Source organism: Sphingomonas lycopersici, from assembly GCF_026130605.1.
Lineage (GTDB): Bacteria > Pseudomonadota > Alphaproteobacteria > Sphingomonadales > Sphingomonadaceae > Sphingomonas > Sphingomonas lycopersici.
The window spans coordinates 35,415-48,289 of the sequence record NZ_JANFAU010000016.1; the positions used below are offsets into that span (position 1 = coordinate 35,415).

General features: G+C 66.2%; 13 protein-coding genes, 1 tRNA gene and 1 riboswitch. Of the genes, 3 read left to right on the plus strand and 11 right to left on the minus strand.

Annotated elements, in window-relative coordinates; all coding sequences use genetic code 11:
* Nucleotides 1–35: 35 nt before the first annotated feature.
* Nucleotides 36–111: transfer RNA gene (locus NED98_RS20870), tRNA-Lys, on the plus strand.
* Nucleotides 112–124: 13 nt separating this feature from the next.
* Here the strand turns inward: NED98_RS20870 and NED98_RS20875 are convergent.
* The gene (locus NED98_RS20875; protein WP_265314326.1) at nucleotides 125–1,933 is read right to left on the minus strand and encodes an SLC13 family permease; all 1,809 of its coding nucleotides are present in this window, start codon (nucleotides 1,931–1,933) and stop codon (nucleotides 125–127) included.
* A gap of 17 nt (nucleotides 1,934–1,950) precedes the next feature.
* Nucleotides 1,951–2,889, minus strand: a complete 939-nt coding sequence (locus NED98_RS20880) for a mechanosensitive ion channel family protein (RefSeq protein ID WP_349293095.1) — start codon at nucleotides 2,887–2,889, stop codon at nucleotides 1,951–1,953.
* Between the two features lie 218 nt (nucleotides 2,890–3,107).
* Here NED98_RS20880 and NED98_RS20885 point away from each other — a divergent pair, with 218 nt between their 5' ends.
* The gene (locus NED98_RS20885; protein WP_265314327.1) at nucleotides 3,108–3,578 is read left to right on the plus strand and encodes a YkgB family protein; all 471 of its coding nucleotides are present in this window, start codon (nucleotides 3,108–3,110) and stop codon (nucleotides 3,576–3,578) included.
* An 11-nt stretch (nucleotides 3,579–3,589) separates the two neighbouring features.
* Here the strand turns inward: NED98_RS20885 and NED98_RS20890 are convergent, their stop codons facing one another.
* The 5 genes from NED98_RS20890 to NED98_RS20910 form a co-directional block, all read right to left on the minus strand.
* Complete coding sequence (locus NED98_RS20890) at nucleotides 3,590–4,636, minus strand: threonine aldolase family protein (protein WP_265314328.1); 1,047 nt, start codon at nucleotides 4,634–4,636, stop codon at nucleotides 3,590–3,592.
* Between the two features lie 52 nt (nucleotides 4,637–4,688).
* A riboswitch (SAM-I-IV-variant riboswitch) is annotated at nucleotides 4,689–4,797 on the minus strand.
* A 43-nt stretch (nucleotides 4,798–4,840) separates the two neighbouring features.
* Complete coding sequence (locus NED98_RS20895) at nucleotides 4,841–5,185, minus strand: RidA family protein (RefSeq protein ID WP_265314329.1); 345 nt, start codon at nucleotides 5,183–5,185, stop codon at nucleotides 4,841–4,843.
* A 48-nt stretch (nucleotides 5,186–5,233) separates the two neighbouring features.
* Complete coding sequence (locus NED98_RS20900; RefSeq protein WP_265314330.1) at nucleotides 5,234–6,418, minus strand: cyanate transporter; 1,185 nt, start codon at nucleotides 6,416–6,418, stop codon at nucleotides 5,234–5,236.
* Between the two features lie 138 nt (nucleotides 6,419–6,556).
* Nucleotides 6,557–7,033: a nucleoside deaminase gene (locus NED98_RS20905; RefSeq protein WP_265314331.1), complete on the minus strand. Its 477-nt coding sequence runs from the start codon at nucleotides 7,031–7,033 to the stop codon at nucleotides 6,557–6,559.
* Nucleotides 7,030–8,478, minus strand: coding sequence for an amidohydrolase family protein (locus NED98_RS20910; protein WP_265314333.1), 1,449 nt, complete (start codon nucleotides 8,476–8,478; stop codon nucleotides 7,030–7,032). The genes NED98_RS20905 and NED98_RS20910 overlap by 4 nt, the downstream gene beginning before the upstream one ends.
* 106 nt (nucleotides 8,479–8,584) lie before the next feature.
* Here NED98_RS20910 and NED98_RS20915 point away from each other — a divergent pair, with 106 nt between their 5' ends.
* Nucleotides 8,585–9,430, plus strand: a complete 846-nt coding sequence (locus NED98_RS20915; protein WP_265314334.1) for a LysR family transcriptional regulator — start codon at nucleotides 8,585–8,587, stop codon at nucleotides 9,428–9,430.
* Here NED98_RS20915 and NED98_RS20920 read toward each other — a convergent pair.
* From NED98_RS20920 to NED98_RS20935, 4 genes are read right to left on the minus strand one after another with little or no spacing between them, the layout of a single operon-like run.
* Nucleotides 9,427–10,977, minus strand: a complete 1,551-nt coding sequence (locus tag NED98_RS20920) for a class I adenylate-forming enzyme family protein (RefSeq protein ID WP_265314335.1) — start codon at nucleotides 10,975–10,977, stop codon at nucleotides 9,427–9,429. The two genes, NED98_RS20915 and NED98_RS20920, sit on opposite strands and share 4 nt — an antisense overlap.
* A complete protein-coding gene (locus tag NED98_RS20925; RefSeq protein ID WP_265314337.1) occupies nucleotides 10,916–11,710 on the minus strand; it encodes an SDR family NAD(P)-dependent oxidoreductase in 795 nt (264 codons plus the stop codon). Before NED98_RS20925 ends, NED98_RS20920 begins: the two co-directional genes overlap by 62 nt.
* Nucleotides 11,703–12,041 (minus strand): EthD domain-containing protein, encoded by a 339-nt coding sequence (locus NED98_RS20930; RefSeq protein ID WP_265314338.1) that lies wholly within the window; start codon nucleotides 12,039–12,041, stop codon nucleotides 11,703–11,705. Before NED98_RS20930 ends, NED98_RS20925 begins: the two co-directional genes overlap by 8 nt.
* 4 nt (nucleotides 12,042–12,045) lie before the next feature.
* Nucleotides 12,046–12,843, minus strand: coding sequence for an enoyl-CoA hydratase/isomerase family protein (locus tag NED98_RS20935; RefSeq protein WP_265314339.1), 798 nt, complete (start codon nucleotides 12,841–12,843; stop codon nucleotides 12,046–12,048).
* Between the last annotated feature and the right edge of the window lie 32 nt (nucleotides 12,844–12,875).

A 12,875-nucleotide genomic window follows, 5' to 3' on the forward strand; every position in this document is an offset into this window, starting at 1 on the left:
GCGAGGCCGCCCACGCAGCCTCCCACCGCCGGAATGGACGCATAGCTCAGTTGGTAGAGCAGCTGACTCTTAATCAGCGGGTCCTAGGTTCGAGCCCTAGTGCGTCCACCATCCTTCCGCCCCCTCAGAACAATGCGTCGATCGCGAGGCATGCCGCGATTCCGACCACCAGGTTCATCGGCAGCCCGATCTTCACGAAATCCATGAAGCGATAATTGGCCGCGCCATAGACCAGCGTATTGGTCTGATAGCCGATCGGCGTCGCGAAGCTCGCGCTCGCGCCGAACATCACCGCGACGACGAGCTGGCGCGGATCGATGTCCGCGGTGCCGGCGATGCCGATCGCGATCGGGGTCATGATCACCGCGACGGCATTGTTGGTCACCGTCTCGGTCAAAATGCTGGTCACCGCATAGACCGTGATCAGCAGCAGCAGCGGGGAGGTGATCGACAGCAGCGGCCGCAGCAGATCGACGATCAGATCGATCGTGCCCGCATTGGCGAGCCCCTTGCCGAACGCCAGCATGCCGAAAATCAGCACCAGCGTATTGCCGTCGATCGCCTGCCACGCTTCCTCGGGTTCGAGGCAGCGCGTCAGCAGCACCACCCCGACCCCGACCAGCGCGAGCGCCTCGATCGGGAGCCCGAACAGCGCGGCGAGCACGACCACCCCCGCGAGCGTCGCGATCGCGATCGGCGCATTCTGGCGGCGATAGGCCAGCGCGGTCGCGCGGCCGACATCGATCAGCGCGGTGTTGGCCTGCAGATCCTGTGCGGTGTCCGCGCCGGCCGCGATCAGCAGACGATCGCCGGCGCGGATGCGGACATTGGCGAGGTCAGGCCCGGCGAGATGGCGCGGACGCGACAGCCCGAGCACCCGGACCCGCAGCCGCGACAGCATCGGTATGTCGCCGAGCTTGCGCCCGATCGCGGGGTGCGACGGCGAGATCACCGCCTGGACCAGGGTGAGATCGGCCGGCCGGTCCGGCCCCGCGGTCGCCACGCCGCCGCCGAGCCCGATCAGCCCGGTGCGGAAATCATGCGCTTCTGCGAGCGAGGCGAGCTCGGCCGGGCTCGCCGCGACGATCAACTGGTCGCCCACCCCCAGCACCCATTGGTCGAAATTGTTGCGCCGGATCGTCTTGCCGTGCTGGATCCCCACCACCCGCACGCCGGGTCGCCGATAGAATGCCGTCGCCCCCAGGTGCTTGCCGAGCAGGTCACTCTCGTCGGTGACGATGAGGTGCGACAGGTAGGAATCGCTTTCGCCCTGTTCGCGCAGCGCGTGTTCGGCGCGGTCGGGCAGCAGGAAGCGCCCGGCGACAAGCAGCAAGGCGATGCCGGCCCCGGCGGCGATCAGCCCGACGAGCGTGATCTCGAATATCCCGAACGGCGCGAGCCCCTGCTCCTGCGCGACGCCATCGACGAGCAGGTTGGTCGAGGTGCCGATCAGCGTGAGCGTTCCCCCGAGGATCGAGAGATAGGACAGCGGGATCAGTAGCCGCGTCGCCGCGACACGGAGCACCCGCGCGAGACGCTTCACGATCGGGATCATCACGATCACGACCGGCGTGTTGTTCATCAGCGCGGACGCCAGCATCGTCCCGCCGGCGATTTCCGCGAGGCTGCGCCGCGGCCGCCGCATGGTGCGGCGGATGATCCAGCCCGACACCTCCTCCATCGCCCCGGTACGCAGCAGCGCGCCGCTGAGCACGAACATCGCGCCGATCGTAATCGGCGCCGGATTGCTGAACACGCCGAGCAATTCCCGTGGGGAAAGAAACCCCACGACCAGCATGACCAGCCCGCCGAGCGCGGCGATCACCACTGGCGGGCGGCGCTCGAGCGCGAAGGCGACAAACAGCCCGGCGAGCAGAACCAGCCCGATATACGGCCCATAGGCCATGATCACCGCTTCAAGCAGCTGGGGCATCGGGCGGCCTTCCGTCGCTAGGGACAGGCGATGCGCGTGAATTCATCGGCATTCTTCAAATGCACGTCGCGTTGCGGGAAGGGGATTTCGATCCGGTTCTCCTTGAACAGATACCATAGCCGCTTGAGCACATCGGAACGGACCGGGCCGATCCCCTCCTCCGGGTCCGCGATCCAGAAACAGATCTCGAAATCGACCGAGCTTTCGCCGAAGCCGGCGAGCATGATCTTCGGCTCGGGCGCGACGAGGACGCGCGGCGCGCCGACCGCCGCGTCCATCATCAATTTTTCGACCAGTTCGAGATCGGCGTGATAGGATACGCCGACGGGCACCCGGACGCGGACGTTGCGCGTGCTGTACGACCAATTCTCCACCTGATTGATCATCAGGTTTTCGTTGGGAATGAGATATTCCTTCATGTCGCGCGTGGTGACCGAAATCGCGCGGATGCCGATCTTGCGGATCTGGCCGAAGCTCTCGCGACCGCTGGCGTCGTTTACCGCGATCACGTCCCCCGGCTTGATCGAACGATCCATCAACAGGATGATCCCGGCGATGAGATTGCCGAAGGTCTTCTGCAATCCGAAGCCGATGGCGAGCCCGAACGCGCCCGAGAATACTGCCAGCGCGGTCAGATCGATCCCGAGGAAATCGATTCCGATCAGGATCGCCAGCGCCCAGACGCCGATCGTCGCGAGCTTGTCCGCCAGCAATCGCTGCGCGTCGTCGAGACCCTTTATGCGCTTGAGCAGATAGCCCGAAAATCTGCTGACGAGCTGCGCCACGACGATGATGCCGACCACGACGATCGCGACAACCAATGCATCCCACAAGGAAATGTGCGTTTTTCCGATGTCGATGCTGTAGCTGTCGAGCGTGTCGATAAGCCGGCCGACGGACTTGTTCCCCGAAGTTGCGGCTCGTTTGATTCCTTCTGCGCCCGAAGCCTCTGTCATCATTGATACTCTACGTGCTTGCGGCGTTTTCTGTTGTAAAATTGGATGAATTCGAGCCGGAATTGTCGTCTGCGGCCGGCTGATATGCGCGGGGCAGCCCGTTTTATATGTCAGCGCTGACAATAATGCACGCAACTGCTAACAGGACACCGCCGATACAGGCCGCGATGCCGCTTTTAGCCGCATCTCTACTAAGTAACGAATTGATAATAGGACAAATGATCAACAGAATCCTCAACCCGCAATATGCCATCCACGCGCTCCGCGCGTCGCTGGTCTTCATCTTCCTCATGTTCGGCATTGCCAAATTCGCCGCTTACGAAGCCCAAGGCGTCGCGCGCACGGCGGAAAACTATTGGCTGTTCGGCTGGATGTATCCGATCTGGGGCGTTCAGGGCGCGAGCAACGCCATCGGCACCGTCGAGCTCATCACCGGCGCGCTGATCGCCGCCGGCGCCGTTTCTGCGCGCGCCGGGCTGCTCGGCGCGCTGATGGGGATGGCGACCTTCCTCGTCACGCTCAGCTTCAGTTTCGACGGCAATCTGTGGGAGGAAGGCTATGGCTTCCCGTTCATGGCCGGGCGCGCGCAATTTCTCTTTAAGGACGCGGTGTTGCTGGCCGCTTGCTTCGCGCTCGCGATCGATGCCGCGCGCCGGCTGTTGGGCGCCGGCGGGGCGGCATCGCGCTGAAAGGCCGGCCGTCAGACGATCGCCATCTCGGTCGCCTCGCGAACGTCGCCGATCAACTGGGTGATTTCGGCGGGATCCGAATCCCACGCGAACATGAAGCGCGCGCCGCCGCCGATGAAGGTGTAAAAACGCCAGCCCCGCGCGCGCAGCGCATCGAGCACCGCGGCGGGCGCCTTCACGAACACCGCGTTGGACTGCACCGGGAACATCAACTCGATTTCCGCGCAATTCCCGATCCCCGCCGCCAACGCGCGGGCGCAATCATTGGCGTGCCGCGCATGACGCAGCCACGCACCGCTTTCGAGCAACCCGGTCCACGGCGCGGAAAGGAAGCGCATCTTCGACGCGAGCTGCCCGGCCTGTTTGCAGCGATAATCGAAATCCGCCGCCAGCGCGGTATCGAAGAAGATCACCGCTTCGCCCACCGCCATCCCGGCCTTGGTGCCGCCGAAGCACAGAACGTCGACCCCGGCGCGCCACGTGATATCGGCCGGCGCACAGCCGAGGCTGGCGCAAGCCTGCGCGAAACGCGCGCCGTCCATGTGCAGCTTGAGCCCCAGATCGCGGCACACCGCGGCAATCGCGCGCACGTCCTCCACGCTATACACCTGCCCCGTCTCGGTCGGCTGGGTGATCGTCACCACGCGCGGCTTGGGGAAGTGGATATCGGCGCGGCTGGTCGCGAGCCGGACGATCGCCTCGGGGGTCAGCTTGCCGTCGTCGGTCGGCGCGACGAGCAATTTCGATCCGTTGGAGAAGAATTCCGGCGCGCCGCATTCGTCGGTTTCGACATGCGCGAAGGAGGAGCAGATCACGCTGTGATAGGATTGGCACAGCGCCGCGAGCGCGAGTGAATTGGCCGCGGTGCCGTTGAACGCGAAGAACACCTCGCAATCGGTTTCGAACAATGTGCGAAACCCGTCTGCCGCGCGCGCGGTCCATTCGTCGTCGCCATAAGCGGTGGCCGAGCCGGCATTGGCGGCTTCCATCGCCGCCCACGCCTCGGGGCAGATGCCGGCATAATTGTCGCTGGCGAATTGCTGGATACGATCGGCCATGTCGGTTCCTTCTCTGGTGCGACACCAGAATCGGATCGACGTATCGCGCGGCTTGACCCCGTTTCGTTGCCGGTCCGGCCACATCCCCCCTTTATCGGAGGCACCACCTTGCTCGGGGAGCAGGTTGGTGTCGGACGTCGGCCCGACTCTTGATGTTGCGGCGGCGGTTAGCAGCCGCCGCCGGGAACCGCAATCTCGATCCGCTTATTTGCGCGCGGCGACGACGATGATCTCGACGCGATAATCGGGGGTGGCGAGCTTGGCCTCGCCGGTCGCGCGCGCCGGCGCGGCGCCGGGGGCGACCCAGGCATCCCATACCTTGTTCATCTCGGCGAAGTCGTTCATGTCGGCCAGCCAGATCGTCGCGCTCAGGATATGGGCGCGATCGCTGCCGCAGCGCGCGAGCAGATCGTCGATCTCGGCCAGCACGGCGGTGGTCTGCGCAGTGACGCTCTCGCCGGGCGCGCCGACCTGCCCCGCGAGATAGATCGTGTCGCCGTGGATGACGGCCTGGCTCATGCGCGCGCCGGATTCGATACGTTCGATCATAGATTCTCGCTCCTGACAGATGTTGCGGCGCGCATAGTCGATCGGCTCCTAACCCGCCAGCGCGCGCGCATAGGAATGCGGCGCGAGCCGCGCGGTCAGCGCGGTGACGAGTGCGACGATGCCGAGATGCATTCCCCAGCCGGCAGCGAACCCGCCGGTCCGCTCATGCAGCAAGGCGGTGACCCACGGCGCGAGTGCCGCAAGCAGAAAACCGCCGCCCTGCATCAACGCGGCGAGCGCGCCCGCGGCGGCGGGATGATCGAGATGATCGAGCGCGACGATCATCGTCAGCGCGAAGCTTGCGCCGAGCCCGGCGCCGACCGCGACCGCCCATAATAGCGGCGCCAGATCGGGCATCGTCGCGAGCCCCAAGAACCCGGTCGCCTGCAACACCAGCGTCAGCCACAGCCAGCCGCGCCGATCGCGTCCGCGCCGCGCAAGCGCGGGGAACAGCAATGCGGCAACCCCCTGCGACAAGGCCATCGCCGCGAGCAAGGTTCCGCTCGTCCCCGCGCTCCACCCGCGCTCCTGATAAAAGGGCGCGAGCCACGCGATCACGGTCGAGTAACCGCCGTTGACCAGCCCGAAGCAGATCATCAGCAACCAGGTCCGCGGACGGCGCAGCAAATGGCCGACGCGGATCGTGGCGCTATCCGCGCGCTGCGGATCGCGCGGCAGGAATAAACCCGCGACGAGCAGCGCCGCCGCAGCCGGCGCGACCAGCCAGCCGAGCCCGACACGCCACCCGCCGGCGAGCGCCGCAATGAGCGGTGAGAGCCGCGCGCCGACCGCGCCTCCGCCCATCAAGGTTGCGGAATAAAGCCCCATGATCACCACGAGTTGCCCGGCGAAATGGCGCTTGAGGATGCCGGGAAACACCGCCTGGACGATCGCCACCCCCACCCCGATCAGCGCAGCGGTCGCGACGAGCTCGCCCGCGCTCGATACGAACAGCCGCGCGGCCGATCCGGCGGCCATCACCGCCAGCGCCACGATCATCGCGCGCCGCGCACCGATGCGCTGCTCGAGCGCGGGGCCGGCAAAGGCGAACACTCCCATCAACGCCATCGGCACGAGCGTCAGCAGCGACATGGTCTGGAACGTCATGCCGGTATCGGCGCGTATCCCGCCGGCCAGCGGCCCGGTGGCGGTGAGGAACGGGCGCAGGTTGAGCCCGACGAGCACCACCATCAGCAGAAGCAGCAGGCGGCGGGGGTGTTCGACAGAAATCATCTTTCGCCCTGCATTGACGCCGGACTCGCTCTCCCCGTTCGGGCTGAGCTTGTCGAAGCCCTGCACTTTTCTTCGGGCGAAGAAAGGCAGCCCTTCGACAAGCTCAGGGCGAACGGAGGGGAGGTCGTGCGCACCACGTCAGCCCCGATCGGCGTGCTGCCACTCGATATAGATCGCCGGCGCCGCGGCATCCGCCGCGCCGACATGCCGGATCGTCATGCTTTGCTCGGCGAAGGGCCGCCGCAATTCGTCATAGATCGCCGCGGTCGACAGCCCGAACGGCGCGCCGTCCTCGTTAGAATAAGCGAAGGCGACCTCTCCCACCCCCGCCATCCGCATCGCGGCGAGGCACATCGGGCAGGGGTGTCCGCTCGCATAAACGGTGCAGCCCGACAGATCCGGCGAGGCGAGCGCCTGGCTCGCTGCGCGGATCGCACTCATTTCGGCATGCGCGGTGGGGTCGTTGGTGGCGAGGATCGTATTGACCCCGGTGGCGATCACCGCACCGTCCTTCACCACCAATGCGCCGAACGGCCGGCCGCCGCGCTCGACATTGCCGCGCGCCAGCGCGATCGCCGCGTCGAGGAAGCGCCGGTCGTCCACGTCGCGGGTCATTTCGCCGCCTCCGCATCCCATTTCGCGACCTTGGCCTTGGCCTCCGCGAGCAGCCGGTCGAGCGTCGCGCGATCCTCGATCTTGCCGCGCAGCACCACGGTATTGACCGTCTGCGTCGCGTGAATGTCCTCCAGCGGGTTGCGATCGAGCAGCACCAGATCGGCCTGCTTGCCCGTCTCGACCGAACCGTAACGATCGAGCTTGCCGAACCACGCCGGCCCGGCGCGGGTCGCAGCCGCGAGCGCCTCGGCCGGGGTCAGCCCGTTCTCGACATAGAGCGCCAGTTCCTGATGCAGCCCGAGCGCGGGATAATCGAACGAATTGAGGAAGCCCGCGTCGGTGCCGGCCATGATCGTCACCCCGGCCTTTTCGAGCAGCGGCATCACCGCCGCGGTCGCGCGATAATCGCGGTGGCGCGCCTCGATCTGCTCCGGGGTCGCCTTGGCGGCGCGTTCGATCCGCCACTGATAGGTCTTGCGCAAGCCTGGCCCGACATAGGCGAGGAACGCGTCCTTCGAATGATCGTCGGTGTCGAGATAGGCGAGCAGCCGCTCGATATTGAGCGTCGGCGTCACGAAGACGTGATGATCCTTGAGCTTGCGATAGGAGGCCATCGCGGTCTCGGCGTCGAACGAGGCGTCGAGCTGCGCGGTCGCGGTGGCGCGATCGATCCGGCCCGCGGCGAAATCGGCGGCGATCCGCGCTTCGTCCTTCGATCCGGCCTTATGCGCATAGCTCAGATGCTCGATCGAGCTCAGCCCGGCATCGACCGCCTGCCCGACGGTGAGCGCCATCGGGATATGCCCGGAGGTGCGCAGGCCGGCTTCGCGCGCCTTGCGCGCCGCATAAAGGAACAGCTCGGGCTTGAGCGTGCTGTCGGTGATCTTGACGAAATCGACCTTGAGCGCCTTGAGCCTGGCGATCGCCGCGTCGACATCGGCCTCCGATCCGGTTTCCAGCGTGCCCTTCCACACCGGCTTGACGCCCTCGATCTTGGGGCCGGCGCTGAGCAGGGTCGGGCCGAACAACGCACCGTCGGCGATCTCGCCGCGCCACTTGAGCACGTCGTAAGGAAGATCGCCCGCGCAATCGCGGATCGTGGTGATGCCATAAGCGACATAGAGCGGCAGCAGCGCCTTATTCTCGTCGATCAGCGCCGGGCCGCCGCCGAAATGGACGTGCATGTCCCACAGACCGGGGATCAGATAGCGCCCCTTGCCGTCGACCTCGCGCGTCGCGCCCCACGCCTTCGCCACCGCCGCATCGGCGCCGACCGCAACGATCCGGTCGCCCCGGGTCGCCACCGCCTGATCGGGGATCGTGCGGGCATGTTCGACATCGATCACCGTCGCGTGCCGGATCAGCACATCGGCCTTCTCGCGCGCCACAGCCTGGATCGACGCCAGAGATACCGCCGCCGCCAGGGCGATAAGAGGAAGTTTCACGTTTCGAGATCCCATCCAGTCCGCGCGGGATTTTACGCCAGCTTCCCTATCATGCGCAAACGAGATATCATGATAAACGATATCCATTTTTCGAATGTTGTCGTCGATGCTCGATCCCCGTCTGCTGCGTGCCTTTGTCGCGATCGCCGACCGGCAGAGCTTCACCGACGCCGCGACGCGGCTCAACATGACGCAATCGACGATCAGCCAGCAGCTCGCCCGGCTCGAGCAGGCCGTCGGCCATCCGCTGATCGACCGCGCGTCGCGCCCGGTCCGCCCGACCCCGGCGGGTGAAAGACTGCTCGGCTATGCGCGCCGCATCCTCGCGCTGCAGGCCGAGGCGACCGGCTTACTCGCCGACCCCGCGGGGACGCACGCCGCGCGGATCGGTGTGCCCGACGATATCGTCACCCCCGACGTCGCCCGCGGCCTCGCCGCCTTCGCCGAGACCCACCGCGAGACGCGACTCGACGTGACGACCGGGCTCAGCCGCGATTTGATGCGCCGCTATCGCGACGGCGAGTTCGATATCGTCGTCGTCAAAGAGCATCGCGCGAGCCCCGATTGCCGCGTCTCGTTCGCCGAGCCGATGGCATGGTACGAAAGCGCGACGGTCGATCGCGACTGGCCCGATCCGGTGCCGCTGGTGTCGTTCCCGCCGGGTGGTCTTTATCGCGACGAGATGTTCGCGCGGATCGAGCGCGAGCAACGCCGCTGGTATATCGCCTTCACCGGCAGCAGCCTTTCGGGCGTGCTGGTGGCGATCGAGGCGGGAATGGGAATCTCGCTCCTTCCCCGACGCTCTACCGGCGACCGCGCGGTGCGCATCCACCGTGCCTTGGGCGAAGAGCAATCGATGGCGGTATCGCTCTATGCGTGGGAGACGACCGGCGCGGTGGGCGAGCTTGCGACGCGACTGGCGGAGTCGCTGGCGGCGCGTTCGTTGGGCTAGCCTCGCCCGAGCGCCGATGCGGCGTGGGCGGCCATCGCCTTCTTGTCGAGTTTGCCGGTCGCACCGACCGCCATCTGCTCGACGATCAGGAGATGCTCGGGCCATTTCTTGCGCGAGAGGCCTTCGCGTTCGAGATGGTCGACCATCGTCGCGAACCCGAATGGTGTCATACCCTGGCGTACCCGGCAGACCGCGCACGCCTGCTCCCCGAGCTTAGGCTCGGGTATCGCGACTACCGCGACCTCGGCGATCGCCGGGTGGCGCAGCAGCGCGGCCTCGATCTCGGCAGGATCGATGTTGAACCCGCCGCGAATGATCTGGTCCTTGATCCGGCCGACCACGGTGACGAATCCTTCCTCGTCGCGGACGATCTCGTCCCCGGTCAGGAAGTAGCCGTCGCGGCTCCGCCGCTCCTGGCCCGATCCGAGCCCCTCGGCATAGCCGAGGAATAGCGACGGCCCGCGCACGCCTGCCTGCCCGCGCGACCCGCGCGGCAGCGCGACGCCCTCGGCGTCGAACGCTTCCTCCTCGGTGCCCGGAAAGGGTATGCCGTCCGATCCTCGCCGTCGCGTGAGCGGATCGCCGGGGCGCGTCGAGCAATGTCCCATGCATTCGGACATGCCGAACATCCTGAGCGCCTTGAGACCCAGCAGCGTTTCGGCATCGGCGATCAGCTCGGCGGTCATCGCGCTGCCCCCGACCGCGGCGGCGCGCAGCGGCAGGGTTGCCGTCCATGATCCAGTCTTCGCCGCTTCGACCATCGTATAGAGATGGGTCGGCACCATGATCGCCCAGCCGCAACCATGTTCGACCGCACGGCGCATCGCCGCTACCGGATCCCAGGGATCGACCAACACCAAAGGCCGCCCCTGCGACAAGGCGAAATGTACGGTGAAGGTGAACCCCGGCGCGCTATCCAAGGGCACAATGCCGAGGATCGAATCCGCTGGCTGCAGCGCCGCGATCGCCGCGCAGGCGCGCGTCGCATAATTGAGCGCGGCGGCGCCGTGCATCACCGCCTTGGGCATACCGGTGGAGCCCGACGTGAAGCCGATCAGCACGGTATCGCGATCGCGCGGATCGGCGGTACGCCGCTCGGACGTGGCTGGCGCGACGATGATCGCATCGTCGCTGCCGATCACGACATGCGCGGCGTGGCCGAGCCGGGTCTCGAGAACTTGGCGGTCAGCCTCGGACAGTTTCGGTGAATAGGGACAGAAGGTCGCTTCGCAAGCCGATGTCGCCAGCGCCGCGGCGAGCGTCTCGCCACGCTTCACGCCGGCGGCGAGGACTCGGCTACCCGCTGTCACGCCCACCGCTGCCAGGCGTTTGGCAATGTCGAGCGCGAGCCCATGGAGTTCGCGACGCGTCCAGCGGCGATCACCGCAATCGATCAGCGCCAGTGCATCCGGATCTGCATCCACATGCGCCGCGAATTGTGGCCACAATCGCTCATCGGTCCAAGTCAGACCGTCGGCACGAAACTCAGCCAAGCGATTGCCCTCCGTCGACGAGGAAGGTCTGCCCAGTGATGAAGCTGCCCGCATCCGACGCCAGCAGCGCCAACGTGCCGCTGATCTCCTCCGGCCTCCCGAACCGCCCAAGCAGGATGCCGGCGCGCGTCTTCTCCTGGATCGCGGGGTCGAGCGTCTCGGTCATGCCGGTTTCAATCGATCCCGGCGCGATGGCATTCACACGGATGCCCTGTCCGGCCCATTGCGCGGCGAGGTCGCTGGTCAAATGGACGATCGCCGCCTTGCTGGTGGTGTAGGGCACGACCTGCCCCTCTTCGGGCCGATAGGAGATGAACGCTCCGACCGAGGCGATGTTGATGATTGCACCGCCGCCATGGGCGAGCATGTGACGCGCGGCATGGCGGCAGGCGAGGAAGGTTCCGGTGACGTTGATGTCCATCACCTTGCGCCACCCCTTCAAAGGAATGTCCTGCGGCAGTCCCCACCATGACGCGCCGGCATTGTTGACGAGCAGGTCGAGCCCGCCGAGCTCGGCGACGACTTTGGCCACCGCCGCTTCGACCGAAGCCTCGTCGGCGATGTCGCATGACAGCCCGATCGCGGGAGTGCCAAAACGCTCGGCAATACGCGCCGCGATCGCCGCGCATTCATCGCCATTGCGCGAAGCCAGCGCGACCGCGCAGCCGAGGTCGGCCAGCGTCGCCGCCATCGCCTCGGCCAGCGCGCCGCGTCCGCCGGTAATCAGCGCGTGCTTGCCGTCGAGGCGAAACGCCGCAGTCGCGAAACCGGGGGCAAGGTCAGCCATCGCCGCACCCGGCAAGCAGATCGACCTCATCGGTGATGAGAATGATGCGTCGACCGCCCATGCCTTTCGTCTGCGCGGTCGCCGCTTTCCATTCGAGCGAGGCGAAAGCCGCGTCAAGCGCAGCCTGGTCGGCAAAAGTCAGCACGGCATGCCCGTCCCAGCCCGGCGTTTCGGGACTGTCATAGTCCTTGGTGACCACGCCGTGGCGATAGGCGAGCAAGCCGGGCAGCAGCTTCGCCGCATCGGCATGCGGCCCGCGCCACCAGTCCGTGAACCGCTCCTGCGTCCAGCCGCCAGGCCGGCTGGCGAGCACGACCATGCTGACCGTCATCGCCTTATTTGCCCGTCCAGACCGGCTTGCGCTTTTCGAGGAACGCCGCGACGCCTTCCTTGGCATCGGCCGAATGATGCACGACGTTGCAGGTCATCGTCTCGAGCGTGATCAGCGAGTTAGTGTCCGCATCCATGCCGCGATTGAGCGCCATCTTGGTCATCCACATGCAGAACGGGCTCTTGTCGATCAGCGGCGCGCAGAAATCGGCGATCAGCTGGTCGAACTCGGCCATCGGCGCCGATGCATTGCACAGACCCCATTCGACGGTCTCGTCACCGGTCAACAGCTTGCCGGTCAGCATCAGCTCCTTCGACTTGCGCATGCCGATATAGCGCGGCAGGCGATAGATCGGCCCGGCACCGCCGAAGAGCGCGCGGCGGATATGGAAGTCGCCGATCTTCGCCTCGGACGCCGCCAGCGCGAAGTCGCACGAGATCATCAGCTCGAACCCGCCGGCGACGGCATAGCCCTCAACCGCCGCGATGGTCGGCTTACCCATGTTGTAGATCTTGTCGTAGGTCCGCGCCGAGTCGATCGCGAGCTGCAGCGAGGTGGTCGATTCGTGCAGCACCGGGCCGACCAGCTGATCGAGGTCCGCGCCCGAACAGAAGGTGTTACCGCGTCCACGGAACACCACGGCGAGCGCTTTCTTGTCCGCCGCCGCGCGATCGACCGCGACTTCAAGTTCGCGCAGCAATTGCGGGCTGACGCAGTTCCGCTTGTGGGGACGATTGAGCCAGATCGTGCAGATGCCGTTGTCGGCCAGTTCGTACTGGATGACGTCCTTTTCGAGTTCCATCAGAATCTCCTTCGATATTGGGCTAAATTGGG

What these genes read in the sequence shown, in the direction of transcription:
- NED98_RS20875 (WP_265314326.1), bottom strand. Translation starts at nt 1,933, where the DNA reads ATGCCCCAGCTGCTTGAAGCGGTGATCATGGCCTATGGGCCGTATATC.
- NED98_RS20880 (WP_349293095.1), bottom strand. Translation starts at nt 2,889, where the DNA reads ATGACAGAGGCTTCGGGCGCAGAAGGAATCAAACGAGCCGCAACTTCG.
- NED98_RS20885 (WP_265314327.1), top strand. Translation starts at nt 3,108, where the DNA reads ATGATCAACAGAATCCTCAACCCGCAATATGCCATCCACGCGCTCCGC.
- NED98_RS20890 (WP_265314328.1), bottom strand. Translation starts at nt 4,636, where the DNA reads ATGGCCGATCGTATCCAGCAATTCGCCAGCGACAATTATGCCGGCATC.
- NED98_RS20895 (WP_265314329.1), bottom strand. Translation starts at nt 5,185, where the DNA reads ATGATCGAACGTATCGAATCCGGCGCGCGCATGAGCCAGGCCGTCATC.
- NED98_RS20900 (WP_265314330.1), bottom strand. Translation starts at nt 6,418, where the DNA reads ATGATTTCTGTCGAACACCCCCGCCGCCTGCTGCTTCTGCTGATGGTG.
- NED98_RS20905 (WP_265314331.1), bottom strand. Translation starts at nt 7,033, where the DNA reads ATGACCCGCGACGTGGACGACCGGCGCTTCCTCGACGCGGCGATCGCG.
- NED98_RS20915 (WP_265314334.1), top strand. Translation starts at nt 8,585, where the DNA reads ATGCTCGATCCCCGTCTGCTGCGTGCCTTTGTCGCGATCGCCGACCGG.
- NED98_RS20920 (WP_265314335.1), bottom strand. Translation starts at nt 10,977, where the DNA reads ATGCGGGCAGCTTCATCACTGGGCAGACCTTCCTCGTCGACGGAGGGC.
- NED98_RS20925 (WP_265314337.1), bottom strand. Translation starts at nt 11,710, where the DNA reads ATGGCTGACCTTGCCCCCGGTTTCGCGACTGCGGCGTTTCGCCTCGAC.
- NED98_RS20930 (WP_265314338.1), bottom strand. Translation starts at nt 12,041, where the DNA reads ATGACGGTCAGCATGGTCGTGCTCGCCAGCCGGCCTGGCGGCTGGACG.
- NED98_RS20935 (WP_265314339.1), bottom strand. Translation starts at nt 12,843, where the DNA reads ATGGAACTCGAAAAGGACGTCATCCAGTACGAACTGGCCGACAACGGC.